18 protein-coding genes are annotated in these 24,570 nt (G+C 43.7%); 4 read left to right on the top strand and 14 right to left on the bottom strand.

The features are described 5' to 3' along the window. Nucleotides 1–117 precede the first annotated feature (117 nt). The 6 genes from NST33_RS15295 to NST33_RS15270 form a co-directional block, all read right to left on the bottom strand. Nucleotides 118–1,803, bottom strand: coding sequence for an extracellular solute-binding protein (locus NST33_RS15295; protein ID WP_339308555.1), 1,686 nt, complete (start codon nt 1,801–1,803; stop codon nt 118–120). A gap of 188 nt (nt 1,804–1,991) precedes the next feature. Beyond that, the gene (locus NST33_RS15290) at nt 1,992–2,705 is read right to left on the bottom strand and encodes a glycoside hydrolase family 16 protein (protein WP_221821745.1); all 714 of its coding nucleotides are present in this window, start codon (nt 2,703–2,705) and stop codon (nt 1,992–1,994) included. A gap of 311 nt (nt 2,706–3,016) precedes the next feature. Beyond that, a complete protein-coding gene (locus NST33_RS15285; RefSeq protein ID WP_339308702.1) occupies nt 3,017–3,661 on the bottom strand; it encodes an ankyrin repeat domain-containing protein in 645 nt (214 codons plus the stop codon). Between the two features lie 70 nt (nt 3,662–3,731). After that, the gene (locus NST33_RS15280; RefSeq protein ID WP_339308553.1) at nt 3,732–5,240 is read right to left on the bottom strand and encodes an S-layer homology domain-containing protein; all 1,509 of its coding nucleotides are present in this window, start codon (nt 5,238–5,240) and stop codon (nt 3,732–3,734) included. Between the two features lie 119 nt (nt 5,241–5,359). Further along, nucleotides 5,360–6,052, bottom strand: a complete 693-nt coding sequence (locus tag NST33_RS15275; protein WP_047843050.1) for a response regulator transcription factor — start codon at nt 6,050–6,052, stop codon at nt 5,360–5,362. Nucleotides 6,053–6,058: 6 nt separating this feature from the next. Beyond that, nucleotides 6,059–7,528: a HAMP domain-containing sensor histidine kinase gene (locus NST33_RS15270; RefSeq protein WP_339308550.1), complete on the bottom strand. Its 1,470-nt coding sequence runs from the start codon at nt 7,526–7,528 to the stop codon at nt 6,059–6,061. 219 nt (nt 7,529–7,747) lie between these two features. Here NST33_RS15270 and NST33_RS15265 point away from each other — a divergent pair, with 219 nt between their 5' ends. Both NST33_RS15265 and NST33_RS15260 read left to right on the top strand, forming a co-directional pair. Further along, nucleotides 7,748–8,575 (top strand): AraC family transcriptional regulator, encoded by an 828-nt coding sequence (locus NST33_RS15265; RefSeq protein ID WP_339308548.1) that lies wholly within the window; start codon nt 7,748–7,750, stop codon nt 8,573–8,575. Between the two features lie 79 nt (nt 8,576–8,654). After that, nucleotides 8,655–8,993: a cupin domain-containing protein gene (locus tag NST33_RS15260; RefSeq protein ID WP_047843047.1), complete on the top strand. Its 339-nt coding sequence runs from the start codon at nt 8,655–8,657 to the stop codon at nt 8,991–8,993. Between the two features lie 135 nt (nt 8,994–9,128). On the opposite strand, the gene NST33_RS15255 is transcribed toward NST33_RS15260, so the two are convergent. From NST33_RS15255 to pdxS, 8 genes are all read right to left on the bottom strand, one after another. Beyond that, entirely contained in the window at nt 9,129–10,265 is a 1,137-nt protein-coding gene (locus NST33_RS15255; RefSeq protein WP_339308546.1) for a choline esterase, read from the bottom strand. Then, the gene (locus tag NST33_RS15250; RefSeq protein WP_339308544.1) at nt 10,262–10,921 is read right to left on the bottom strand and encodes a TetR/AcrR family transcriptional regulator; all 660 of its coding nucleotides are present in this window, start codon (nt 10,919–10,921) and stop codon (nt 10,262–10,264) included. Before NST33_RS15250 ends, NST33_RS15255 begins: the two co-directional genes overlap by 4 nt. Nucleotides 10,922–11,196: 275 nt before the next feature. Then, on the bottom strand, nt 11,197–12,045 hold the full coding sequence (locus NST33_RS15245; protein ID WP_339308542.1) for a copper amine oxidase N-terminal domain-containing protein: 849 nt from the start codon (nt 12,043–12,045) through the stop codon (nt 11,197–11,199). 204 nt (nt 12,046–12,249) lie between these two features. Further along, nucleotides 12,250–13,332, bottom strand: a complete 1,083-nt coding sequence (locus tag NST33_RS15240; RefSeq protein ID WP_339308540.1) for an ABC transporter substrate-binding protein — start codon at nt 13,330–13,332, stop codon at nt 12,250–12,252. 190 nt (nt 13,333–13,522) lie between these two features. After that, nucleotides 13,523–15,796, bottom strand: coding sequence for a glycoside hydrolase family 3 C-terminal domain-containing protein (locus tag NST33_RS15235; protein WP_237175296.1), 2,274 nt, complete (start codon nt 15,794–15,796; stop codon nt 13,523–13,525). Between the two features lie 19 nt (nt 15,797–15,815). Then, nucleotides 15,816–17,048 carry a PTS transporter subunit EIIC gene (locus tag NST33_RS15230; protein WP_036671279.1) on the bottom strand — a complete coding sequence of 411 codons (1,233 nt, stop codon included), beginning with the start codon at nt 17,046–17,048 and terminating at the stop codon, nt 15,816–15,818. 202 nt (nt 17,049–17,250) lie between these two features. Continuing rightward, nucleotides 17,251–19,764, bottom strand: a complete 2,514-nt coding sequence (locus NST33_RS15225) for a helix-turn-helix domain-containing protein (RefSeq protein WP_339308538.1) — start codon at nt 19,762–19,764, stop codon at nt 17,251–17,253. Between the two features lie 151 nt (nt 19,765–19,915). After that, nucleotides 19,916–20,800: a pyridoxal 5'-phosphate synthase lyase subunit PdxS gene (gene pdxS, locus NST33_RS15220; protein ID WP_339308700.1), complete on the bottom strand. Its 885-nt coding sequence runs from the start codon at nt 20,798–20,800 to the stop codon at nt 19,916–19,918. Nucleotides 20,801–20,947: 147 nt separating this feature from the next. On the opposite strand from pdxS, the gene NST33_RS15215 reads away from it, so the two are divergent. Continuing rightward, nucleotides 20,948–22,438 carry a PLP-dependent aminotransferase family protein gene (locus NST33_RS15215; protein WP_339308536.1) on the top strand — a complete coding sequence of 497 codons (1,491 nt, stop codon included), beginning with the start codon at nt 20,948–20,950 and terminating at the stop codon, nt 22,436–22,438. A gap of 60 nt (nt 22,439–22,498) precedes the next feature. After that, the gene (locus NST33_RS15210; RefSeq protein WP_221821189.1) at nt 22,499–24,520 is read left to right on the top strand and encodes an ATP-dependent DNA helicase; all 2,022 of its coding nucleotides are present in this window, start codon (nt 22,499–22,501) and stop codon (nt 24,518–24,520) included. The last annotated feature ends 50 nt before the right edge of the window (nt 24,521–24,570 follow it).

The following is a 24,570-nucleotide window of genomic DNA, read 5'->3' as shown; positions in this document are numbered from 1 at the left end:
TCCGGTTTCCCTTCCCCATATCGAATACAAAAAGGCATTGCAGGAGAAGATCTCCGGCAATGCCTTTTTGGTGCTTATGTGGCCGGGATGAATCAATTCAGCCAGCCCTTTGTCATCCTATTTTCCGCTTTTCACGGAATCATACCACTCGTTAACTTCTTTCGTAATCTGATCTCCACCTGAAGACTTCCACTTCTCAACAAATGAGTCGAACGCGTCCACAGAGGTTTTGCCATATACAATTTGAGAGAAGGTGTCTTTCTCCATCTTTGTCAAAATGTCATTGTTCATCTGCATTGTCATTGAAGGTGCACCGGTAAACATTTGATTGAACACGATATCCTTTTGATCCAAAACAATCTTGGCTGCATCAAGCATAGGTACTGGTACACCTGATTTGATTTTCTTCTCAAACGGTGTAGTTGCTTCTTCACCGCTTGCCAGCTTGGCAAGTGTTGTCATACTTAGATTGGGAATACGCGCTCCATCAAAAGTCAAAGTGTACTTCTCGGGAGCATAACCACCCGTAAGACTTGCATCAGTTGATGGTTTCCCATCTACCATAACCCAATCGTATCCTTCCGCAAATCCATGCTCAAACTCATCGCCCTCTTTAGGATTCGCATAGTGATCAAAGAGATAGTTCTGATAGGTGAAAAAGGCTTCCGGATTTTTCATGTCTTTGTTAATTAGAACTACGCCATTTCCGTTTGACGTACCATGTCTTCCTGCTTGACCGTTTGGACCGGAAGGAATTGGATACGCCTTATATTCAGCCTCAGGATTGTTTTTCTTCACATCCTCCAGCGGCCAGGATGGCATCCAGTGAGGACCAACCACAATACCTGCTTTTCCGGCAGTAAATTCTTCAGCAGCTTTTGTCTCGTCATACACGCCGGCTTCTTCCGGGATATACCCTTTGCTCATCCAGCTCTGTAATTTGGCCAAAGCCTGTTTTGCACCAGGTGTAACGGAACCGTATTCAAGTTTTCCATCTGCCGTCAGATTCCATTGGTTTGGCATTGTACCATAAGCGCCAAATACCCACCCAGCTTCAGACATCCATGTGTTCAGCCAGTTCTTGAAGCCAATGGTCAGTCCGTAGGTGTCCTGCTTCCCATTGCCATCTGGATCTTGATTCGTAAACGTTTCCATAATGATTTCAAGATCATCTATAGTTTTAGGGGCTTCCAGATTGAATTTCTTCATCCAGTCTTCACGGATCCACATGACAGGATCACCATTATAGGAATAGTCCAGAATCGGAATACCGATCTTTTTGCCATCTTGCATGTATGGATACCATACGGAAGGATCTTCGTTTACGGCTGCTTTCCATGTGTCGCTGGCATATTTGTCAAACAACTCGCCCGCATCGACAAATTTTCCGGACTCAATCAATTCACGCACCAGATTGAATTCGCCGCGATACGAAATAATGTCTGGCATGTCTGCATTGGAAGCCAGTGACAGGCGCAGTTTTGTCTCAAATGCATTATTGGTGGATGGAGATATCCACTGGTTTTTCAACTCAATTCCGAGTTTCTCCTTAGCCCATTTGGTATGGACGTTGTTATCCTGATCCTCGCCTGACTTAAACTTCACGTCTGGACCCCATGGTCGTAAATACGTAATGGATACTGGTGGATCATACTTCCCATTTTTGAGCTCCAACGTTGTCGCTGGTGTACTTGATTCAGTTTTCTTTTCGTTCCCGTTACTACACCCACTCAAGGCTGCAGATAGGGCCAATACACCGATCATGACCAAACTGCCTACTCGTCTCTTTTTACTTGTGTCCAACTTCGTTCCCCCAGTCTATGTAATGTTGCTTACAGGTTAATCATAATGAATGATTGATATTTATGCCCATACTAATATTGCAACATTTATTGCATTAATTTAGGATATTGGATATTGAATACATAAATTGAATAAATACAATGCCTGAATATAGAAAAAAGCAGCCGCTAATGGCTGCTTCAGTCTGCTTAATTACTCGTATATTTAACCCAGTCATATTCCGCATAGAGTGGATTGGCACCGTTATAAGGACCGAGCCAGCTATCTACACCTGTTCCATTCCACAGGTTCATCATGATTTTTCCGGGTGTTTTAGGAATATTGCTGGTTGCCGTGTGCTTCAATACACCATCTACATACCATTTGATATGTCCCGGCTGCCAGTCAAATGCGTACGTATGGAAGCCTTGGGATGCATCAAAACCTAGATTGATAATCTTCTCATGATTACCAACCCCATTGGTATAATAATTAAACTGCACTTTGGTTGTGTCTTTTCCTAAAAATTCGATATCAATCTCATCCCATTGGGTGCCATGTGCAGGGCCTGTGTATGTGAAAAAAGACGAAACTACACCTGTGTTCTTGGCAGGTTTCATACTGACTTCGTACAAGCCGTACCCATACGTATTTGTGGTACGATACTCTCCGCAATCAAACTTGTTCTGTGCAGAGCTGGTCAAACCAAGCTTAAGCTTGCCGTCACTTGTAAAATTAACATTGTTAGCCCTCCACGTACAGTTAAACATGCTCCCATTGGAATACCCATCCGCTTTTTGCCACGTGCTTGCGTTAAAATAGGTTAGAGGTTCCCAGAAAACATAACCCGCGAAAGCGCTTACCGAAAAAAATAAAGAGATGACACCAGTTACCACCAAAGTATACCAAGACTTCCTCTTCATCATACACCTCCATGAATGATTCCAACATGTATAAGCAGCGCAATAATAGATAACGCTTACATGGTTGGTATTTCCATTTTATCTGGAAGCAGAGTGGTACACTATAGCAAACTTCAAAGCAGAGATATTCAATTTTTAAGATCCTCGTTCTTGTATCTAATCATGTCATGTTAAGACTATGCCAGTTTCATACACGTAAGATGGATTGAATGAAGCGCCTGCCCTTCAGCATAGAAGGAATCAGGCGCTCCATGTAAACCATTTTTGCATATATCTCAACATGTTTGTTTCTTTATTCAGCCTAAAAAGGTCTATTTCGCACCAGCTCGTATCAAAATATCTTCAATTTCTTTAAAGCCTTTATTCTTCGCATGACTGAGTGGTGATACCCCATCACGATCCGGTATGTTCACGTCTGCTCCGTGATCAATGAGTAATTGTATCGTCTCCTGCTGCTGAGCATTGCCATCGTTAAGAATGATCGCTTCGAGTAGTGCTGTCCATCCCAATTGATTCACATGGTCCACATCCACCGAAGTTTGAGTCAGTAATTCTTGCACTACATCCACATATCCATGCTCCGAAGCTGGAATAAGTGCTGTCCCTCCATATCGATTCGTTATCGCTGGGTCCGCTCCCGCCTCGATTGTCAGCTTCAAAATATCCAAGTATCCTTCAGCGCCAGCATACAGAAACGGAGTATTTTTCATATCGTCCTGTATGTTCACATCTGCACCCGCTTCAATTAACACTTTAGCCGATGTTAGATCATTATTGTAGGTTGCAATCATTGTAGCCGTTCGTCCACTCTGATCTTGAGCATTGATATTGGCGCCTGCTTGAATCCATTGTTCGATGCGTTCAGTATCGCTGTCCTCTACTGCCTTGAACAGCTGTTCATCTGCTGAAGTCATGGCCTTTTCCTCCACATTGGAGTCGTTTTTCACTTCAGGCATGCAGCCTTGAACGATCAACATACTGCTTATCAGAACAACGATGATCAGCGATTTACTCATACTGCCTCCTTTACTCCAGTGTCGAGGTGACCGAAGAAGCGATACTCCAATCCCCAACTGGATTTATTGTATACGTAGTACCCGGAGTCAACTTTCCATCATTTGTTAGGTCGAATACACCCGTCGCACCTTTTCGACTTGAATATTTATAAGTAGCCGTCAGAACATCCCCGCTAGGTGAAGTTAACGTTACACTTCGACCAGAGAACAGTTCATCCCCAGGGTCCTGGTCAAGTGTAACTTCAATGGAGGTTTCGCTCACTGCTTGAGCACTTGCAACCACTAGTGCATCAAACGATTTCGCCGTAAATGAAGCATTTTCGATGTTGGCCCAATCCGAAGAAACCGTATATTTGACACCTGATTTCAGCGTTTGTCCCTCAGGCAAACGGAACTTCGGTTCTTGTTTGCCATCTGTGGATTGCGTGAACGGGACATATCTGGCAACGATAGGCTCGCCACCTTCTGGCGTAATTACAACTTGTCTTGCCTGCATGGAAGAGATGATTTGATACGTTTTGCCTCCTGCTTGCTCTTGATCATTCAGCACAAATGCATTAGCTCCTCGACCACCGCTGTAAGCCGAAATGATGTAACCATAATCCACGACACTGTTGACTTGCATTGCTTCAATCTCGAATGTATCATTCGTTACTTGACTAGCCGTTGTCATGTTTATTTTCGTGGCACTGCCTTCAAAGGAACCAGCGTCTTGGCCTTTGTAAGTCAGGTTGTACACTTCACCAGCATCTTGTACGGACGTTGGAACGATGTAAGTCGCAATTGACCCTGTTTTCAAACGGGGCATATTGGTTAACGTCAACCCACCGGTAAACACAAAGTCCGTTTGTGCCTTGGCAAAAGCTTCATTCGCTGCTGTTAACGGCTTGTCGAATGTGACGATTAACGTAATGGCATTCAGAGATCTAACGCTCTTGATTTGAGCTTGCTCCGAAGGAATAGCTTGGTGTGCGGTTTGCAGCAGCACTGCTGTTTCGCCACGCGTTGCTGAACCGTTCTCGGAGTAAAACTCGCTCATCCAATGGTGAATGGACTTTACATCACGTTGCATCGCTTTGGATACGACCTGTTCGAGTTCAGCATCCGACACTTGAGTTTGCGGATTGAATTGTCCATCGTTAGCCTGCATGATGCCAAGTTCAACAAGCTTTGACGCATATGGCGCATACCATGCATTGGAATTGACATCCGTTAATTCTACGGTTTCTCCTGTCTTGCTCTCCAAATTAAACGTTTTGAAAACCAATGAAGCTAACTCCGCACGGGTAATTGCTCGATGTTCACCCATAGATTGATCTGCATACCCGTTCATGATCCCCATGCTATTCAGATCCTTGATAGCAGCTTCAATCTGTTGTTGGGTAAGCTGTGTGGTTGTTGCCGCAATGTTAGTAACGTATGTAGCTGCATGTACTTGATTCGCAGTTAGCGGGAACACTGCTGTACCTAATGCAGTTATGGTTAGAAATGTAGCGATTTTGCGGGTTGTAGAATTCATGTTTGAACTCCTCCTCTATAGGTTGTAGTTGCCTGTATCTATAGAATAGAGGACAAAAAGAAACTCCCAAGGCTAAAGTTATTAACAAAATATAAACTGGCTCTAAATTTTCACGAAACTTATGCAGTAAACCGGTAGCCTGCACCCCAGACGGTTTCAATATACTCCGGATTTTTGGGGTCTGTCTCCAGCTTTCCGCGCAGTTTGCGAATATGGACAGTAACCGTTGCAATGTCTCCGGTGGAATCCATGCCCCAGATCCGCTCGAACAGATCGGATTTGCTGAATACACGGTTGGGATGACTCGCAAGAAATACAAGTAGCTCGAATTCCTTCGTTGTAATCGCCACCTCTTCTCCATTAACAAAAACGCGGCGTGATCCTTTATCAATGTGAAGCCCGCGAATGTGGATTTCATCCTGCTCAGCTGGTTTGTTTTTTCCAAGTAGTCTCTCGTATCGGGTCAAATGAGCCTTTGCTCGTGCAACCAACTCACTTGGGCTAAACGGTTTTGTAATAAAATCATCCACTCCCAGATTAAATGTCCGGATCTTATCGATTTCTTCCTTTTTCGCGGAAACGACAAGGATGGGCACCTCTTTTACCTCGCGAATGCGCCTGCAACATTCGAATCCGTCAAGTCCCGGAAGCATCAGATCAACAATGATCAGATTATAGTCCCCCTCCAGTGCCTGCTTCAGACCTTCATCTCCAGTATGGCAGAGATCCACGGAAAATCCGTTGAGCTCAAAATAATCCCGTTCCAGTTCCGCAATCGTTGTTTCATCTTCAATGATCAAAATGTTTGCCATTACTTATTAGTCCCTCTCTTCATTCAGCCGTTTCAGTTTGATATATATACTCGTGCCATCATTGGGCTGGCTTTCAGCCCAGATGAAGCCCCCATGTCCATCAATGATTTGGCGGGCAATTGCTAGCCCGAGCCCACTTCCGCCCGTTGAGGAATTCCGGGATTGTTCTGCACGATAGAAGCGTTCAAATATATAAGGCAGTGCCTCTTCAGGTATTCCCCTGCCATTATCTTTAAAGCCCATCGTAATCCATTTCTCATCCGCTTGAAGTGTAATCTCGAATTGTTTATGTTCATTCTCCATGTATTTGAGTGCATTATCCACTACATTAACAACGGTACGTTTTAACTTCTCCGGATCCACAGCAGCCATGGCGGGACCAGACACCTGGTTATTCCAATCCAGGGCAACACCTTTATCCTCCAGATCATATCTCAGTTCTTCGATGCTATCTTCAAGGAAATCAGCGAGATCAACTGTCTTGAACAGGAAAGGTTCTTGGTTCAAGTCGAGCTTGGAATACAAAAACAGTTCATCCACCAGCTTATCCATGCTAACTGCTTTGGAGTGAATGATATTAACGTAACTCTCCATTTTCTCTGGAGTATTAGCCACTCCGTCACGAATACCCTCAATATACCCTTTGATATTGGTAATGGGTGTACGGAGATCATGCGAAATGTTGGAGATAAGCTCTTTGCGGTTCACTTCGTCCTGCTGACGTAACGCATAGGAGAGCTGTAATTGATTCCGCATACTCTCAAACGCTTCGCTGAGTTGACCAACCTCGTCATTGGAGTTTAGCTGAAGTTCAAAGGATAGATTGCCATCCTTAATATGTTCGGCTGAACTTCGTAGTTGATTCAAGGGTTTAATGAAGCTGCGCGTGATCCAGCGGAACAAGAGTAGATTTGCAATGATGAGGACGCCAATAAGCAGGAATGACATCACAGGCAGCAACTTGCGAGTAAGCTCCGCAAAGGGGCTTCTCTCACGAATGACAAAGATACTCCCACGTTCCCCATCTGAATATTGAAAATCAAATTTTGCATACGCATAAAATCGCTCACCAATATTGAAGGTGCTCCGAATCTGATAATTGTTAAGATCATAGGCAGGCAGTGCTTGCTTCAGTTCCGGCTGGTTGAAGGTCAGTGATTCGAAGATCTGACTATTCTCTCGTCTGATGTAGAGCCCTGACTTCTCAGCTCGAAGCTTCATATCATATTCACGCAGCAAAACCTTGTTCTGCAGGTCATCCGGGTCATTTTTGGCCAGAAACTTCATCTCTTGAAAGATCGATTCTCCCTGTTCAGTCAGGGGGTTGATCTGATAATGTACCTTGTAAATATCGCGGAAACTCTGTAGATCCCCTGTAGCCGCAATCGTATACAGACTTGCCGTAAGCAGGATGAACAGTAGACTTATAACAAGCATGCCCGTGAAGGACAGCAGCATTTTTATTCGAATTGACATGGGTTCCCCTTCTCAAACAAGCAATTGGATTAGTTAGTGCACATGTTAACACAAGATGGATTCTATTGCCCATATGGAACGCTGGTTTTTATTTAGCCGAAAGCAACCTTTTCATTATATATGTTGACAGTGATAATCGTTATCAATAATGTTGGAGTAAGGTGCACAACGATTTATCTTAGAATGACCGGCAAACACTTTTGAAATGAGGTACGTAATGTGAAAGTAGACGTTAATCAGTTAGCAGCACATTTTGCACACATTCCTTTTCAAGTCGAAGGAGTATATCGATATGCTAGAAATCCAGGGGTTCCTCAGGCTGACTATACCGATTCTTTTCCTGGATTTGTATTTCCTCTTACAGGAAAAATACAATTTCAATTTGATGGTTCGCCCTATATTTTTTCACCAGGAAAAGTTGTACACGGGGGCGCGAAAATGAAACTGGATCAAACCGTGTTTCATAGAACGGACTGGGAATACATCCTCGTTTTATACCGGATATGTAGTTCGGACCTCGAAGAGACAAGCTTGTCCCATCAGCATTTTGAATTATCAACGGGTCAATCCCCACGTCTGATCGAATTAATCATGCGTCTTTGGCATGTGTATAATCAGCGCGGAGGTATTTCAAAGTTTCAGACCGAGATGCTGTTTCGCGATGTACTGAATGAGACTTTAATATGTGTTGATCATAGGCAAAACAGTTGTGAAACAGATGTTTTATTCAAACGGGTCTCTACCTATATCCAAGAATACTATGATCAAAGTCTGACTGTCGCATCGCTTGCAGAACAAAATAATGTTAATCGAAATCGACTTTCCTATGTGTTTAGAAGACATGCAGGTATGGGTCCAGCAGAATATGTATTGAAATATCGTATAAACATGGCACAGCAAATGTTATTGGCAAGTGATGTGTCGGTACAACAGATTGCTGAGACCGTTGGCATTGCTGACCCCTTTTATTTTAGCAGAGTGTTTAAGAAACAATGTGGTATTTCTCCTACGGAGTATCGTCTGAAGTTCATCAATAATCCATCCTGATTTCAATAGGCATCCATGTTATACCAAAGCTTAGATCAGTATACTGAACATATAGGATTAATACACAGGAGGAATGACGATGCACTATCAAGCTATTCAATTAAATGAGGAATTTTCGAAATTAAACGATCTTTGGTCTCCGAAACTCATTGGTGAAATGAATGACTATCAATTTAAGATCGTTAAGATTGCTGGAGATTTTGAGTGGCATGTTCATGAGGAGACCGACAAGTTATTTTTTGTGCTTGAAGGGGAAATGATAATTGATTTTCGTGATGGGCAAGTGAAGATTTCCAAGGGAGAGATGTATATTGTCCCCAAGGGAGTCGAGATCAAGCCTTCCGCCGAAAAGGAATGTCATATCATGTTGATGGAACCTGGAAGCGAAGTAAACACTGGCGGGACTAAGGCCGAATAAGCATCAGTTATTGGAACCAGGATGTCAATTTGTAATATCAGAGTCAGAGAGCCGATAACCGCCTAATAGGGTTATCGGCTCTACGTCTGTACAGCTAGCTCTTTTACTACATCAATCAGCTATCTCTCGGTTATGTCACTTGTTGCTGGTCTTCCTGATCAATTCCACACCATCGTATGCCAGACTTTCCACACTTGCTGCCTTCTGCAGTATGTAATGATCAAAAAAGTTCTTTGCATAGTCTGTAACAAGATTTCGCATCTCCATAGCATCCCGTTCACCTCTGAGTTCCTCATTAACACTGGTAAACACGATGTCACAGTAATCCAAATGTGCAACACGATCAACTGAGAAATAATAGGTTCCCATGCTATTGTTAGCGCCAATAATCGCATTCATATTATAGTTAGGTTCACAAAACAGGAGCAAGAAGGGTTTCTTAAGATCGCTGTCAAGAAGGCCAAACGCACCGCTATCCAAGCCAATCCCGCAGGCGAACCGGTCGTCATTCCGGCAAACCATCGCCGTGGTAGGCCCTCCATAAGAATGTCCGACTATGCCCATGCCGATGTCAAGCAGCAATCTGCCCTTAAAGATGGAATTCAGCTCTCCAGAGTCCAGTTTGTAAAGATAATCGGCTACATACCTTACATCTTCTGCCTGTGATTCACTATACTCTGTTATCTTGGAAAGGATCGGCAGTGCAAGCACGTTACGGCACATCTCAATGGCAGTTTCATCGTCAGGCCGCATCTCCATCTTACCAGCCAACGCCAGCATCTTCGGATCTTCACCAAACCCTGTAATGACATCCGAAAAATCCTTGGATACATTAAACAGTCGCCCATCTTTACGTTTATACATCGTGCTATTCTGATGGCCGATGCTTACCACAACATACCCCATGCTTGCCAAGTCTGTACAGAGCACTGTACCCCATTCTGGAGAACCGCCCCCGCCGCAAACATAGAATAACACTGGATAGCGCTTTTCCTTCCCGGAGAGAGCAAGGTCATCGTAACACTGGGTCTTGATATCTATAGAGAAAACATCCTTCAACGCAGTGACAAGTGGCTGCTCATTAAACATCTCGTAGACTTCAGGAAACATGTACGTTGATGTAGTCTTACCTTCGCTACTGTCAGACGGATAGTACACAAAAGCGGTCAGTTCTCTTTTGGAGTAATCTGATGCCGTGTACTCAAAATCCATCTGGGTTCGACCGACAGTATAGCCGCCAATTGGTTCTGGAAATGCGTCATAAGTTTTCATTTTCTTTCCCCCTTGAGATCGCTAACCACTTCAGAATATTTATGATCTTCAAGCAGCCCATGGCCCATAAATTCAGCAAAGTATTTGCTGATCTTATGTTGCAGCTCAGAGTCCTTAATATCGAATTCCCTAAAAAACAAGATTAAATTAAGCTGCATTGACTCAAACATAAAAGAAATCAGGTCGTCGTCAACATCCGGTCGGAGATATCCATCAACCCTCATTCGGCGTAAAATGTCCTTGATCATGGGGAATGACTCGCCCTTTAACACATTCACATATACTTTCAGCAAAATGTCCTCAGGAATATATGAAAATGTTTTAGTGAGTTTGATTTCCAACTCATTCAGTGGCTCGGTCACCATGCCATTAACGTTACCAAATAAGCCAGTAAGGAAATAGCTGTAAAGGGAATCTTCAGTACTGTTACTAAAATATGCAGCTCTTTTCTGGGTCACATTACGTATTAAGTGACAATAAAGATCATCTTTGTCTTCAAAATACCGATAAAATGTTCCGGGGTGCATGGACAAACTATCCAAAACCATCTTCATAGTTATATCCTCGTAAAGATTATCAACAAAAAGATGCATAGCGCTATTCGATATTTCCTCGCGCCTTGCTTCGTCTAAACGAAAGAAAGTATTTTTTGGCATAGACTACTCCTTAATGTATAGTGTGAACTGATTCACACTATACTGATAATTCATTCACAAGTCAAGCTATCTTGTTAGTTTAATATCATTATAAAAATTTAAAACCACTGTATTCAGATTTACAAAAAGATAGCCTAACTATTTTTGGTTTTGAAAAGATTCGGGAAGAAATATGCAAGAGCCGCTGATCACTCTGATCAGCGGCTCTTTGAGATGTTTGTATTAAAATCAGTTGGTGAGGGATGAAATTCATGAATATCGGATCAGATATCTATTCAACGAGAAAGGACTTCAAGTACTTTCCCACTTCCATCTTCAATAATACGTATACTGTTGTCATCGATGAGTTGAATGGTACTATCTGAATTCAAAATTTCCTGCTGGTCCGTTACCCCGTGAGCAATGGATTTGCGAATCAGACCTTTATTTTTGAATACCAAGGTGTACAGATCGTAGTCTTCCGTTTTACGATTAGTGTGTTCAATGATGACAATAAGTAGATTTTGGGGGCTCCTCTTGAAATTTATCTTAAGATCATGAATATTCACATTCATGTCCTTGATCCCTAAGGGTATCAAACTCTTTTGTCCAGTAGAAGCATTCGTAATCTCAAGGTCTCCTTTTGCAGTGCGAATGACATAGGTGTAACCCATGTCGCTACCATAAAAAGTATCGGTATAATTGCTCAGCCCAGTCACAGTTATCTTATTCGTCTTCGTATCTCGATGAGTCACTTCCCCGTCCAAAGCAGATGCAAGAAATCTAATGGGCACATAAAGGTGACTAATATACGACACAGGTTCTGTGCCCATATCTACTTTTTGACCATCTACCTCGGCAATGCTGCTTCCCAAGTGCACAACAATATGCTTCTGACTGTTCTTCAGTACGGCTGTATTATCATCTTCCATCCCCCACACTAGGCCTGCCTTAATACCCAGTGAGAAAAAACTTCCATAAGTGACTCCATCCTTGATTAACGTCTGAACATGGTTAATACGACCGTCTGCCCACTGAATTTCCAAATCAACATATTTGGATGCTGCTTCAGATTTTTGCGCCCCCAATGGTAATAACACCGACATCACTAATGCAACGACAACTACTTTTTTCAAGTGCTTCATTCTCACAGCGATTCACCCACTTCATGTAATTTTTAATCTTACAATAGTAACGTTATGTTCCAATAAAAGTTTGATCAGCTTTAGACAGGAATTTGGTTCTTTTATAACAAAAAAAGCCGCTAAAATAGCGACTTTCATTGGTACTATGCTCTTGGCCCATAAAACGATCTTGAGGCACGAATGGTCACTAAGCCGAAATTTCCATTACAAGCCTAGATCATCAGCAAGTCCTTCAACGCCTGTGAAGATGGAATCTCCGTATCCCCAGAAGTTGTTGAAATCAATAATGTAGATTTTTTCATTTTTAACTGCGTTAATGTTTTGTACCTGCTTGTTGGCAAGCAGCTTTTCAATCGTCTGCTCAGGATCAATACCACCTGCATATCTCGAAATAATCATCACATCCGGATTAATCTCGATTAACTTCTCCAGACTGAGTGTGCCGGTTTCATTAATCAGCATATTATGCATATTGATTAATGACATTGCACTTTCAATAAACGTATCACCATTTCCGTTGTAAATGCCAATGGTTCCATCACCATTATCCGAAAATGATGCATAATTGATCGTCTCAGCGCTAGCTCGGGCCGACAAGGCATTCTCGCGTGCTTTAAGCGTCTCAATATATGCCGCTGCATTGGCTTGTACGTTGAATATCTCACCTAATTCAGTAATATCCTGATACAGACTATCTAACGATGCATCAGGAACACTGGTGCTTTGTACATATGTTTTGATCCCCATATCATTCAAGCTGCTTACTGTACCAACACCCCAGTCCGCATCCTCAAACAATCCACCACGACCAACAACCAGTTCAGGCGTAGCCCCTATTGTCACTTCCTTGCCTACATAGCCTTCAGCTAGCACAGGAATTTGTTTAAACTCGTCCGCAATATCTTCAGGTACACTACCAAACAACGCAGCTACACCTACAAGTTTGTCTGTCAAACCAAGGCGAATCATCAGCTCGGCTGCACCTTGGGTATTGGCAACTACTCGTTCAGGTGCCTTGTCAAACGTTTGATCCTTCTTCACCCATGTGCCGTTCTTTGTTGTATAGTTTGAAACGGTTACCGGGTAAGTTGTTTCGGCAGGTGCTGAAGCGTCAGCGTCGGTTTGTTTCCCATTTGTTGTTGTATTCGTGGCGCTGCTCTCCGCAGCTTGCTGTGAACTGCCATTTGCATCTTCGCTGCCACCATTGTTGCCTGAACACGCTGCGAGCACCAGAATCATTGCAGTAATCAAACAAAGAAACATCCCTTTTTTAACGGATACCAACATGTAAATAATCTCTCCCTTTTCAATTCTCTCTTGTCTTTTAGACCCATATGTAAAATAACTATTGTCAGTATACAGTAAATGTCGAAGTGTGTAAATGAGAACAATAATCAATATCATTCGCCTGATGAATAAAAAGAAACCAAGTTCATCTCCTCTGTACGGGATTGAACTTGGTTCCTCTTTTACTTAACTATTCATTACGTGCCTGGTTAACCTTGGCGATAAGTTCATTAATAATTTCATCAGGTGACCGCTCATTCATCCATTGTTGACCGAACATTTGGAATACTTTGATCATTGGGAAATCTGCCCAGAATCCCACAAACTCCTCGTTAAGGTATACCTTGTCCGTAACGTGCTCGTTCATTTCATTCAGGCAATGCTCCAATTCCTTTTTCGCTACAGGATCACTCATCCACTCACTGAGCAGACTGAATTTTTGGAACGTGATTTCTTCCTTACCAAAGTCACAATGCAGACGTTCCGTAATCCGGAGATCTTTGGACGAGCTGCCTAGTGAAATTTGAAAATACCCGGTCTCAGCCACCCAACGGTTATACTTGGTGTTGTAGTATGAAAAATCTCTCTCTTCCAGTTCAAAAGTAATCTTGCGTTTTTCACCCGGCTCCAGTTCAACTTTAGCAAAAGCTTTTAATTCTTTCTCTGGACGGGTCCATGTGCACTCTTCATCGTGAACATACAATTGAACAACTTCTTTCCCCTTGCGCTTTCCGGTATTTTTCAATTGGAAGGACACAGTAACACCGGTGTGGGTCTGAGCTACTTCCAGATCCGTATAGGAGAATGATGTGTAAGACAATCCGTGTCCAAACGGGAATTGAGGTGCCAGTTCTTTCCGGTCATAATATCGATAACCCACGAACAGGCCTTCGCGATAATACAGCTTGCCGTTCTCTCCGCGAATTCGCATATGTGAAGGATTGTCCGACAGTTTGACAGGGAATGTCTCAGACAGTTTGCCCGAAGGATTCGTCTGTCCGAATAATACATCTGCAATCACTTTACCCATGCCTTGACCCGACAACCAAGAATGAATCACACCAGGTACATGCTGTACCCATGGACGCATCGCCAGTGCGGAACCACTGCTCGTTACGACAATACACTTGGGTTGAACTGCGGCTACCGCGAGAATCAATTTCACTTGATGCTCGGGAAGATCAATGCCTTGCAAATCATGCATCTCCGATTCCGCATATTCCGGTTGGCCAACAAATAATACAGCAACATCGGAATTCATCGCTAATGAGACGCTTTCCTTAATTAGCTCATCATTGATGGAGTTATCCTCCGGGTACCCTTCTGCATAATTCATGGTCATGGCATCGCCAGCCAGATTTTTTATCTCATCCCATGGAATATCGACATTTGTAGGCGTTACCTTCGCACTGCCCGCTCCCTGAATTCTCGGTTTTTTGGCAAACCGTCCGATCACGGCAATCGACGAAATGGACTCCTGCACTAGCGGGAGAATCGCGTTCTCATTTTTCAGAAGTACAATACTTTCGGCCGCCGCTTTACGTGCGAGTGCATGATGGTCCGAATCTGGAGAAGAATCCATGTCTTTCTTGCCCGTTACCCGCTCAACCAGCTTCAAAATACGACCCACGCTGCGATCCAACTGTTCTTCGGAAAGGCTTCCGTTCTGAACCGCTTCAATGATTGCTTTGGCATTGTAATTCGCAGGACCCGGCATCTCCAGATCAAGCCCAGCCTTCAGACCGCGTATGCGATCATTAACAGCTGTCCAGTCGGATAGAACAACACCTTCATAACCCCACTCTTCTCTCAAAATGTCATGCAGCAAATGTTCGTTCTCACTTGTATACGTTCCATTCAATAAATTATAAGAACACATCACCGTCCAAGGGTCGGATTTCTTAATAATTCGTTCAAAGGCGCTCAGGTAAATCTCGCGAAGCGTTCGCTCGTCGATTTCCGAACTGGTTACCATCTTCTCGAACTCCTGGTTGTTACCTGCAAAGTGTTTGACAGAAGCGCCCACGCCTTCGCTTTGGATCCCGTTTATAAACGCCGCTCCAAGTTCCCCCGTCAAGTATGGGTCTTCCGAGTAGTATTCGAAGTTTCTTCCGCCAAGCGGCGTTCTTTTCATATTGACACCCGGCCCAAGCAGCAACTCGACGTCCATGGTTTTGGATTCACGTCCCAGTGCCACACCGACTTCATATAACAATTCCGTATTCCACGAAGAACCGATGGCTGAACCCGTAGGATAACAGGTTGCGGGTACATTTTCCGTTGTAATCCCCATTTCTTCATCGCTGTTTGTTTTACGGATGCCGTTTGTCCCATCGTACATATGAACTGGCGGAATGTTTAACCGCTCGATTCCTTTTGTCATCCACATATTCAATCCTGCGCAGAGTGAAGCTTTCTCGGCCAGCGTTAATGCCGACAACAATTCATTGATTGATTTATCCATAGTACTCACCCTTCTGATATCAATTTTGTTCCTGTTCTTTCTTCAGTTCCTGTGCATCATACAGTTTGAAAAACGGAAACCAGACAATAAATACAATCACCAGGACGACCGCCAGCAAGATAAGCCCATTGAATCCGGACATAATGTAGGTGGACAAGCCGATCGGCGTGTACCATAACTGGAAGATCTGGCTCGGAATCCGCACCCAACCCCAGTCGAGAGCCAAGTACACAATCACCGGCGTGATAAGTGAGTTAATCCACATCGGCACCATGAGTAATGGATTAAAGGCAATCGGTGCTCCGTACACGACGGGTTCATTGATGTTAAACAAGGACGGGATAATAGTCGCTTTGCCGACAGATTTCAGTTTTTTCGAACGTGCCATCAGGAACCAAACAACTAACGGCAAGGTCGCTCCCATTCCTCCTATACCCAGCCATCCGGAGAAAAAGGTTTCAAACGTGTTGATATTGACGGGATCTTGTCCCGCTGCCACAAGAGCTGCATTTTCTTCGATTGCAGGTATCCAGATCGCGTACCAGATCGGTGTCATGACCCACGGGCTTACGCCGAAAGAATACAGTACAACACCAATGAAATTAAACAATAAAAATCCGGTTAAACTTTGCCCTACCGCATTGATCGGCTCAAATACGTTCACGATCAGTCCAAAAATATCAAAATGAAGCTGATATACAAGCAACCATCCTGTTGTTAATACCAGGGCGATCGGGACGAGAAAATCGAACCAGTCCATAATGAATTCGGGAAGTGAAGACCCTTTTTTGAAGAACGAAAATTTGTTGCACATGATCATTACAAGAGCGACAAATACACCTACCAGGAGTGCTGTGATCATCCCCGAGGGTCCAAATCGTTCAAGGATAAACTGAATGGTACCGTCTTCGTTTACCGTCGGGTTAAGCAGCATAACGAACAGAGATATCCCCGTCATTCCCGCCAGCAACTTGATTTTGTGTCGTTCTCTTTTTTCCATCACGACATAAGGCGTCAGAAAAGCAATAAACAACCCGAGCAAACCAAAACTGAATGTCGTGATAGGTGTCAGGTCCGGCATGCCCGGAATGAAATCCTGCAAAATCGAAATCAATGTAATAATCGAACCGATGAAAATCATCGGAATGGCGACCATGATGGCTTCTTGAATCGAAGAAACCCAAATATTGTTCGTAAACGCCTCCAATCTTGGCGCAAACGAATCTGTCATCCATTTCATGAAACGCTTCATCCAAAACTCCCCCTGTCTTCCTCTATGCTGCCACAACCATAGTATATCGATTTGTGTTAACGCTTTCTTGTTGGAACTTGCCGCATCATGGTTCGTTTTTTGCCCAATCCATCGCTATAGTTCTAGCTTGCCAGCCTGAACAAGAAATAAACAACAAAAAACATCCCTTCAAACTGAAAGGATGTCTTAAAAGCACTTTTTTTTAATATTGTCTATCCAAAATGAGCAGCATTACCCCATGCGGTGGAAGCAAAATCTCTCTGCGCCAACTTTCATCCCTTACCATCTCTGTCCCCATCACGGGTCCACTCCTGCCGTTTAGATAGGCGATTTCTTCTTCCGTCAATGAATAGGGCGATCCCATGCGGGTCCACTCATCAAATACCGATCCATGCTCCCGATCCAGTTGATAACTGGTGCATTTATAAGGTCCCTCGAGATTGATCAGGTTAAGTTCATAAGCTTTGCTGCCTTTTTCCTCAAATACGTCATAGCGGGTTGAGCTGGATAATTCCGACCAATCTCCACTTGCAAACAGCTGGTCTACGTGAACATAGTGATAGAACAAAAATTGCATGCTTCCGTCCCTTTTTCGGGTTCCGACATAACCGTCTCCCTTGACCATCAGCTCATCCCCAAGCTTTTGCATAAGCTCAAATGCATAATAGCTGGGTTTCTTCAGCCCATCGCGGTTAATCAGGCCAAAACCTCCGTAGAAAGGAGAAGCGGGAACGATACTTTCTTCGAATACATCGGTAAAGGACCAGAAAGCCATCGCTTTCACGTCACCAAGTGTGTTCATGGTGTGGTAAATGACAAACGGAGCCATAAACATGGTATCGTGCAGCAAGTTCCGGTCATACAGCGAAAAGTTCCACTCGGTGACATGAAGTTCAACATGACCGTAAGATGACGTATTCATTTTTTGCCGCATAAGCTCAATACTTTCTTTATAAAAAGAAGGCGGCATGATCTGGGTTAAACGATCGTCTTCAACTTTTAGCTTGGGATACTCCGAATAGATGTGAAACGAGAAAAAGTCGAGAGCTACTTCCCGCTTGCGGCAATAGGACAAAAATTCCTCAGCCCAGGTATCGTTCCAGAGAGAACCGTAACCCATAGCTGGCCCCCCCACCTTCAGCTCCGGCAAAATCGATTTGATGGCATGAACGGTCGATTCGTAAAACTCAAAGTATTCTTCCTTGCTTCCTGCCCAACAAACACCCGCCAGGTCAGGCTCGTTCCATACTTCGAAATACCACTGTCTCACTTCTTCCGCACCATAACGATTCAAACAATGGCGAACGAATTCGCCACAAAGCGCCTGCCACTTTGCAGAGTCGGATGGCGGGCTAATATTCCCCCTCCACCAAAACAGCGTTTCTTTGGATCTCGCCAGCTGGCTCGGCATAAAACTTAATTCCACAAATGGCCGAACGCCCTGATCCAGCAGGAAATCATACAATTTGTCTACATAAGACCAATTATAGAGGGGAGTGCCCTGCTCATTCTCGCTGTACACCATCATCTCATCATTAAAGATGCCGTGAAATCGAATATATTGAAAAGGTACTTTTCCTTTCAGCGCGGAGAGCTGCGTCCGCCAATCTTCACGTAAACCTTCAATGGCTCTCCCTGCCGTCATGGTCATATTCCAGTGCTTTTCATAGACAGACGACGTCTGATCCGCACGAATTTCAATATAAGTTTGGTCTGACAGATGTATAGACGGTACAGGAAGCGTGTCCTGATCGGCGTCAACCTTCACATCCAGATATCGATACAGTAAGCCAATCGCATTCAACGTTTCCATCTCGTAATAATCTCCGCTTGAAGACTCCTCATATGTTTTGGGTTTGCGGTTTACATTCAACTGATGGAGTTCCGGTGTACGAGAAGCTTCCCGATAGGAACCGGGCGTACAGCCGTACTTTTCCTTGAAGTATTTGTTAAACAGCTTCACATTGGCAAATCCGCAATCAAGCGCGATCTCCGAGATGTTTTTATCGTTTGCTGCCAGCTGAGCCTGAGCCTTTTCCAAGCGAATGAGCGTCAAATACTTTTGGAAAGGTATCCCGATTTTGTCGGTGAAGAAGTGGGAGAAATAATGCAAACTTAAATGTTCGGAATGCGCCATATCCTGCAGTGTAATCTTCTCGTTGTAGTGTAAATCAATATATGTGAGGACCCTGTTCAGTCTTTTATAGTCATAATCCCTGCTACCGTCTTCCAATGCGGAATTCGTTCCACTGGAAAAATACCTCTGCAGGCATCCGCATAACATCTGTAATCTGCCCATTGTGAAATTTTGATAACCCGGCGTTTTTTTGTTGATCTCCCATACCATCTGCGCAAGATATTGTTTAATACTTTGCAAGCGAGGAGCGTTTTGTTCCACGTTCATAGCAGAGTTACAGGAGATAAATGCATTATTGTTCATCAACTCGGGACCGAACTGCAATGTTAATAACACATTGTCCTGATTGGTTCGTTCGATCTTGTGGACGGACATACTGTTAACCACGATCACATCATCTTCATGCAGTGTATATTGCTGCTGGTCCAGATACATGATGATTGAACCGTGGAGAACATATACAACTTCCACTTCCTTGTGCCAATGAAAATCAATATGTTTTACCGAGTTCACGAAGAGTTTCATAGGCAGATCGTCCTGATGTTGAATAAACTCATATAGATAGCGAATTGTCTGCACCTTCCTTCATACCGATTATTATAGGCACAGCATTTTGAAGATATCAACAAACTAAACAGTAATAACAAAAAAGCCGATCAATTAAGGTTCAATTAATCGGCTCTTCTATATAAATGTTCAAACTACCTATTCAACTTGATGCACTACTATCTTACCAACCGCGGTTGGACATGCGCTCTTCTGGAGCTAATTTGGAAATTTCGATCCCCTTCATCGGGGCGCCCAAGTTTTTGGATACTTCGGCAATCAGTTTGTAATCCGTGTAATGTGTTGTAGCTTCAACGATTGCACGAGCAAATTTCTCAGGGCTATCGGATTTGAAGATACCTGATCCTACAAACACACCGTCTGCTCCCAGGTGCATCATTAATGCTGCGTCCGCCGGAGTAGCTACACCGCCTGCTGCAAAGTTAACGACAGGAAGTTTTCCATTTTCATGAATTTCGCGCAGTAACTCATAAGCTACACCCAGATTTTTGGCTTCAGCGTACAACTCATCTTTGGACATGTTTTGCACTTTACGGAGCTGGCTGTTAATCAGACGCATATGACGAACTGCCTCAACAATGTTGCCCGTTCCAGGTTCACCTTTTGTACGAATCATCGATGCACCCTCACCAATACGGCGAAGAGCTTCTCCCAAATCTTTGGCTCCACATACAAATGGTACAGTAAACTCATGTTTATCGATATGGAACACTTCGTCTGCAGGAGTAAGAACTTCACTTTCATCGAGATAGTCCACACCTAGGGATTCAAGCACTTTGGCTTCTATGTAATGACCGATACGTGCTTTAGCCATAACTGGAATAGAAACAACCTTCATAACCTCTTCAACGATGGTTGGATCTGCCATACGAGCTACACCGCCAGCTGCGCGAATATCGGAAGGTACCCGTTCAAGAGCCATAACAGCTGTTGCCCCTGCCGCCTCAGCGATTTTAGCTTGCTCTGCATTCATAACGTCCATGATGACGCCACCTTTTTGCATTTCAGCCATTCCTCTTTTTACACGATCTGTACCTGTTTGCATGATTGTATTCCTCCTAAGTAACTTTTGGGTGGTTTTCAATAAAGGCATCGCTCTAATCTATGATTTAGTATAGAATGATAATGGTCATATAAAAAGATCCAATAATTTTGATTTTTATTGTACCACTTTAATGATAACTCTGGAGGTCCTATGCAATTTCATGTAGCTTACAGTTCATATTTGAACCGAAAATATACCAAGATGAAGGCTCTCTATCATGCCATTCGTGATGCAATTCATGAAGGTAATCTTATACATGGCGAGAAATTACCCTCTACAAGAGAGTTAGCTGCGACGTATCACATTTCCAGAGGAACCGTGAATCAGGTCTATGATACGTTGACTGCGCAAGGTTACATTCATTCAGAGCATGGAAGAGGAACCTTTGTTGCTTACCAGTTGGATTTGAACAATAATGCGTCCACCGAGAAAGCTTGTACGCATCACTTATCCGCCTGGGGGAATCGTATTCAGCAGTTTGAACAGCCGTCAATTCAAAGAAATGCACCAGCCAATGCTCATACACATGATTCCAGAATGAATAGCGACGAAATGATCGACTTTAGCAAATATCAACCTGATTTCTCCAAGTTTCCTTACGATGAATGGAATAATCGATTGTATGCAGAGATAAGGCAGCGTGAGCATCACCTGAAAACAACCTCTGCCATGGTTAGTTCAACCGGGGATCCAAAATTGAGAGAAGCCATTGCTGCCTATCTTCGGAGGATGCGGGGCATTCAAGTCGATCCGGATCATATTGCAGTAACTGCAGGCTCCATGCAAGCTATAGCTTTACTCACTCAATTACTTGCAGATCCTGGGGATTATGTCGTGACAGAGAGTCCTTGTTATGTCGGGATTTCTAAAGCCATATTGGCTGCGGGTGCAAAGTTGATTGAAGCTAATCTCGATGGTCAGGGCGTTGTACCCCAGGACTGGGAAGCACGTATGTTGTTTGTCACGCCGTCACGACAATTTCCTACTGGTGAAATGCTCAGCCTGGAACGCAGACAAACCCTGCTGGACTGGGCACAGCGAAATGATGCCATGATTGTTGAGGATGATTATGATAGTGAATTCCGATATCGCGGAATGCATGTTGAACCACTGAAAACACTTGATAAAGCAGGACGCGTAATCTACCTGGGCAGCTTCACAAAAACCTTGCCTTTAGAAGTACGACTTGGTTATGTGGTTCTTCCCCCAACCTTGGCTGATACTTTTAGAAAGGCACAGGCATTATACGAGCCAAGACCTGTCAATCTGATCGAACAACGGGCATTAGCTGCATTCATGACAAGTGGTCAATATGAGCGTCACCTGCGCAGAATGAATCGATTATACAGTCGCAAATTCCATCTGTTACTCAAACTTTTGAACAAGCAACTCTCTACATGGTTTGATTGGGTGGAGAATGAAGCGGGTCTCCACGTGTTTGGCTGGTGGCGAGGTAATGTGTCCACTTATGAGGCCTTTCGGGAATCAGCTCGGTCACAAGGTGTGGTATACTCAGAAGTCAGCAGTTCAACGGCTGTTGGTATGAAGTATGGTATCTATTTATCTTTTGCACATTTGTCAGATGAACAATTACAGGAAGGCGTATCCAGATTAAAAAATGCCGTTACAACTGCATTGTGAGGTAAATCGTCTCCAAAATGTAGTACAAGAAGATCATCATTCGGAAGAGGGGCGATCGTTATGAATTGGTTAAATGAACTTTATAAAATAAATAAGCAAGAACCGGACAAGGAAATCGAACGTTCTTTGGTGAACGCCATCTTCCGAATTTATGACCGGTTCCCCCGAATCGGCCTTAGAGAACGAATCGGACAACAAGAAATGTCCCTCGATATCGCCGATGCTTATATCCATGGGCATAACGCCATGATTGAAGCTGGTGTCGGAATCGGTAAGTCTTTTGCGTACCTGATCCCAAGTCTGCTCACGAATCAAATGTCTCAGAAACCAGTCATTATAGCTACATCCTCCATTCAGCTCTCGGAACAGATACATAAAGATTTAAGGATCATTGGTAGTCGGTTGGGATTCTCAACGGTTCGATCCGTGGTGGGGAAAGGCATGGGTCAGTACGCCTGTCGAAGTAGAGCAGCGGAATGGATCAATCTTGATGATGCAAACTCCTCCGTATCTACCCTCGCACAGCGCATATTAGATTATGAAATTGATGAAAGAGCCGATATTAAAGCTGGAGTTAGTGATGCCGAATGGTCCCACGTTTCCGTGAATGATTGCAAATTTGAACGTTGTCATCATAAAACTGCATGTTTGTTTTACGATATGAGAGCGAAATTAAATGCAAAGGCTCACGAGATTGATTTTATTATCGTGAACCAGGACTTGCTCATACGGGATTTGATGAAGAAAAAAGAAGGAACCAAGAGCATCATCTCAGAACAGCCTGCTCTGATCGTCATTGATGAAGCGCATAATCTGGAAGCAAAAGTTCGGGATGCCAGAACACTTGAGTTCACTTATCGTGGAATTTGCCGCATTCTGGATACCACGGTGCAGCTTCTAACGAAGCAGTCCGGGGATAAAAGTCTCTTCTCACAATCCAATTTTATAAAAAAATGTGCCCAGCGTATATTCCAACAGGTAAATGCGGATCTGCTCCACCATGCCAAGCAGGATAACGACCGAATCAAAGTGTCGGAAATCAAAGGAATACCGTTAAACCAAGTCTTAAACGATTTAAAAGATCTCAGCCTACGCCTTTCCATTTTGACCTCTCGCCACGAACGGGAAATAGATGACGCTTTTGAAGCCATCAACGGGCTTATTACCCTCATTCGTGTCTTATCTGAAATGGAGGACAACTATCTTTTATGGGCAAGCAGTCCCCTTGGAGTACCCACAATCAGCATCTGTCCCAAAGATATAAGCCAATTTCTGAAATACGCTTTATTTAATGGCAAGGTACCTGTAATCCTAACATCAGCAACGCTGTGCCAAGGCGGGGATACGCTGGAGGAACAATATTCTTATATGACGCACTCCCTTGGTTATAAGGGAGATTTCCTAGAGCGCCAACCCTCCCCTTTTGACTACACTAACCACGCCATGATGTATATTTCGAACAAAGTTCCCTATTACCACCATGAGCAGCGCGAAAACTATCTTGAAGCAGCTTATAAGGAATTGGTTCAACTCTGTAATCTAACTCAAGGAAGAACAATCGTCCTGTTTTCAGCAAAAGAAGACATGAAGTACATTCACAAAAAGTTGATCTCAAGGGCTAATGAATACACATGGGCAGTCCATGTTCAGAAAGAGGGTTCATCACAGGACAGTGTCATCGCCGAATTCAGGAAAAGCAAAGGTGTACTGCTGGGTACCGGTGTATTCTGGGAAGGTGTGAATATCGAGGGGTCTGACCTGTCGCAGGTCATTATTTTCCGGCTGCCCTTCCCTGTTCCATCGGATCCTGTTTATGAATATAAGTCATCTGTAACGGAGAATCCGTTTATGGAGGTGTTTGTACCGGACATGCTTCTTCGGTTGCGGCAAGGAACGGGACGCTTGATTCGTAGTGAAACCGACCTTGGCATACTCAGCATACTTGACTCCCGTCTCAGCGAAGCGGCTAAAAAAAGTTACCGGGAACAGGTGCTGGACACGTTGCCGTTCAAAAAAGTGACGGAGGATTTTGCGGTTTTGGAGAAATTTGTGCAAAATAAAAGGATACAACGTACGGATTAGAAGTGGTACACCCAAACGCTATAAGACTGTTCCAATTACATGAAGCAGCC

This window comes from Paenibacillus sp. FSL L8-0435 (genome assembly GCF_037965655.1).
GTDB lineage: Bacteria > Bacillota > Bacilli > Paenibacillales > Paenibacillaceae > Paenibacillus.
This window is presented reverse-complemented; position numbering and strand designations above follow the sequence as displayed.

Excerpts from the sequence above, each read along its gene's own strand:
- NST33_RS15290 (WP_221821745.1), bottom strand. The coding sequence starts at position 2,705 with ATGAAGAGGAAGTCTTGGTATACTTTGGTGGTAACTGGTGTCATCTCT.
- NST33_RS15285 (WP_339308702.1), bottom strand. The coding sequence starts at position 3,661 with ATGCCTGAAGTGAAAAACGACTCCAATGTGGAGGAAAAGGCCATGACT.
- NST33_RS15280 (WP_339308553.1), bottom strand. The coding sequence starts at position 5,240 with ATGAATTCTACAACCCGCAAAATCGCTACATTTCTAACCATAACTGCA.
- NST33_RS15275 (WP_047843050.1), bottom strand. The coding sequence starts at position 6,052 with ATGGCAAACATTTTGATCATTGAAGATGAAACAACGATTGCGGAACTG.
- NST33_RS15270 (WP_339308550.1), bottom strand. The coding sequence starts at position 7,528 with ATGTCAATTCGAATAAAAATGCTGCTGTCCTTCACGGGCATGCTTGTT.
- NST33_RS15260 (WP_047843047.1), top strand. The coding sequence starts at position 8,655 with ATGCACTATCAAGCTATTCAATTAAATGAGGAATTTTCGAAATTAAAC.
- NST33_RS15255 (WP_339308546.1), bottom strand. The coding sequence starts at position 10,265 with ATGAAAACTTATGACGCATTTCCAGAACCAATTGGCGGCTATACTGTC.
- NST33_RS15250 (WP_339308544.1), bottom strand. The coding sequence starts at position 10,921 with ATGCCAAAAAATACTTTCTTTCGTTTAGACGAAGCAAGGCGCGAGGAA.
- NST33_RS15245 (WP_339308542.1), bottom strand. The coding sequence starts at position 12,045 with ATGAAGCACTTGAAAAAAGTAGTTGTCGTTGCATTAGTGATGTCGGTG.
- NST33_RS15240 (WP_339308540.1), bottom strand. The coding sequence starts at position 13,332 with ATGTTGGTATCCGTTAAAAAAGGGATGTTTCTTTGTTTGATTACTGCA.
- NST33_RS15235 (WP_237175296.1), bottom strand. The coding sequence starts at position 15,796 with ATGGATAAATCAATCAATGAATTGTTGTCGGCATTAACGCTGGCCGAG.
- NST33_RS15230 (WP_036671279.1), bottom strand. The coding sequence starts at position 17,048 with ATGAAGCGTTTCATGAAATGGATGACAGATTCGTTTGCGCCAAGATTG.
- NST33_RS15215 (WP_339308536.1), top strand. The coding sequence starts at position 20,948 with ATGCAATTTCATGTAGCTTACAGTTCATATTTGAACCGAAAATATACC.
- NST33_RS15210 (WP_221821189.1), top strand. The coding sequence starts at position 22,499 with ATGAATTGGTTAAATGAACTTTATAAAATAAATAAGCAAGAACCGGAC.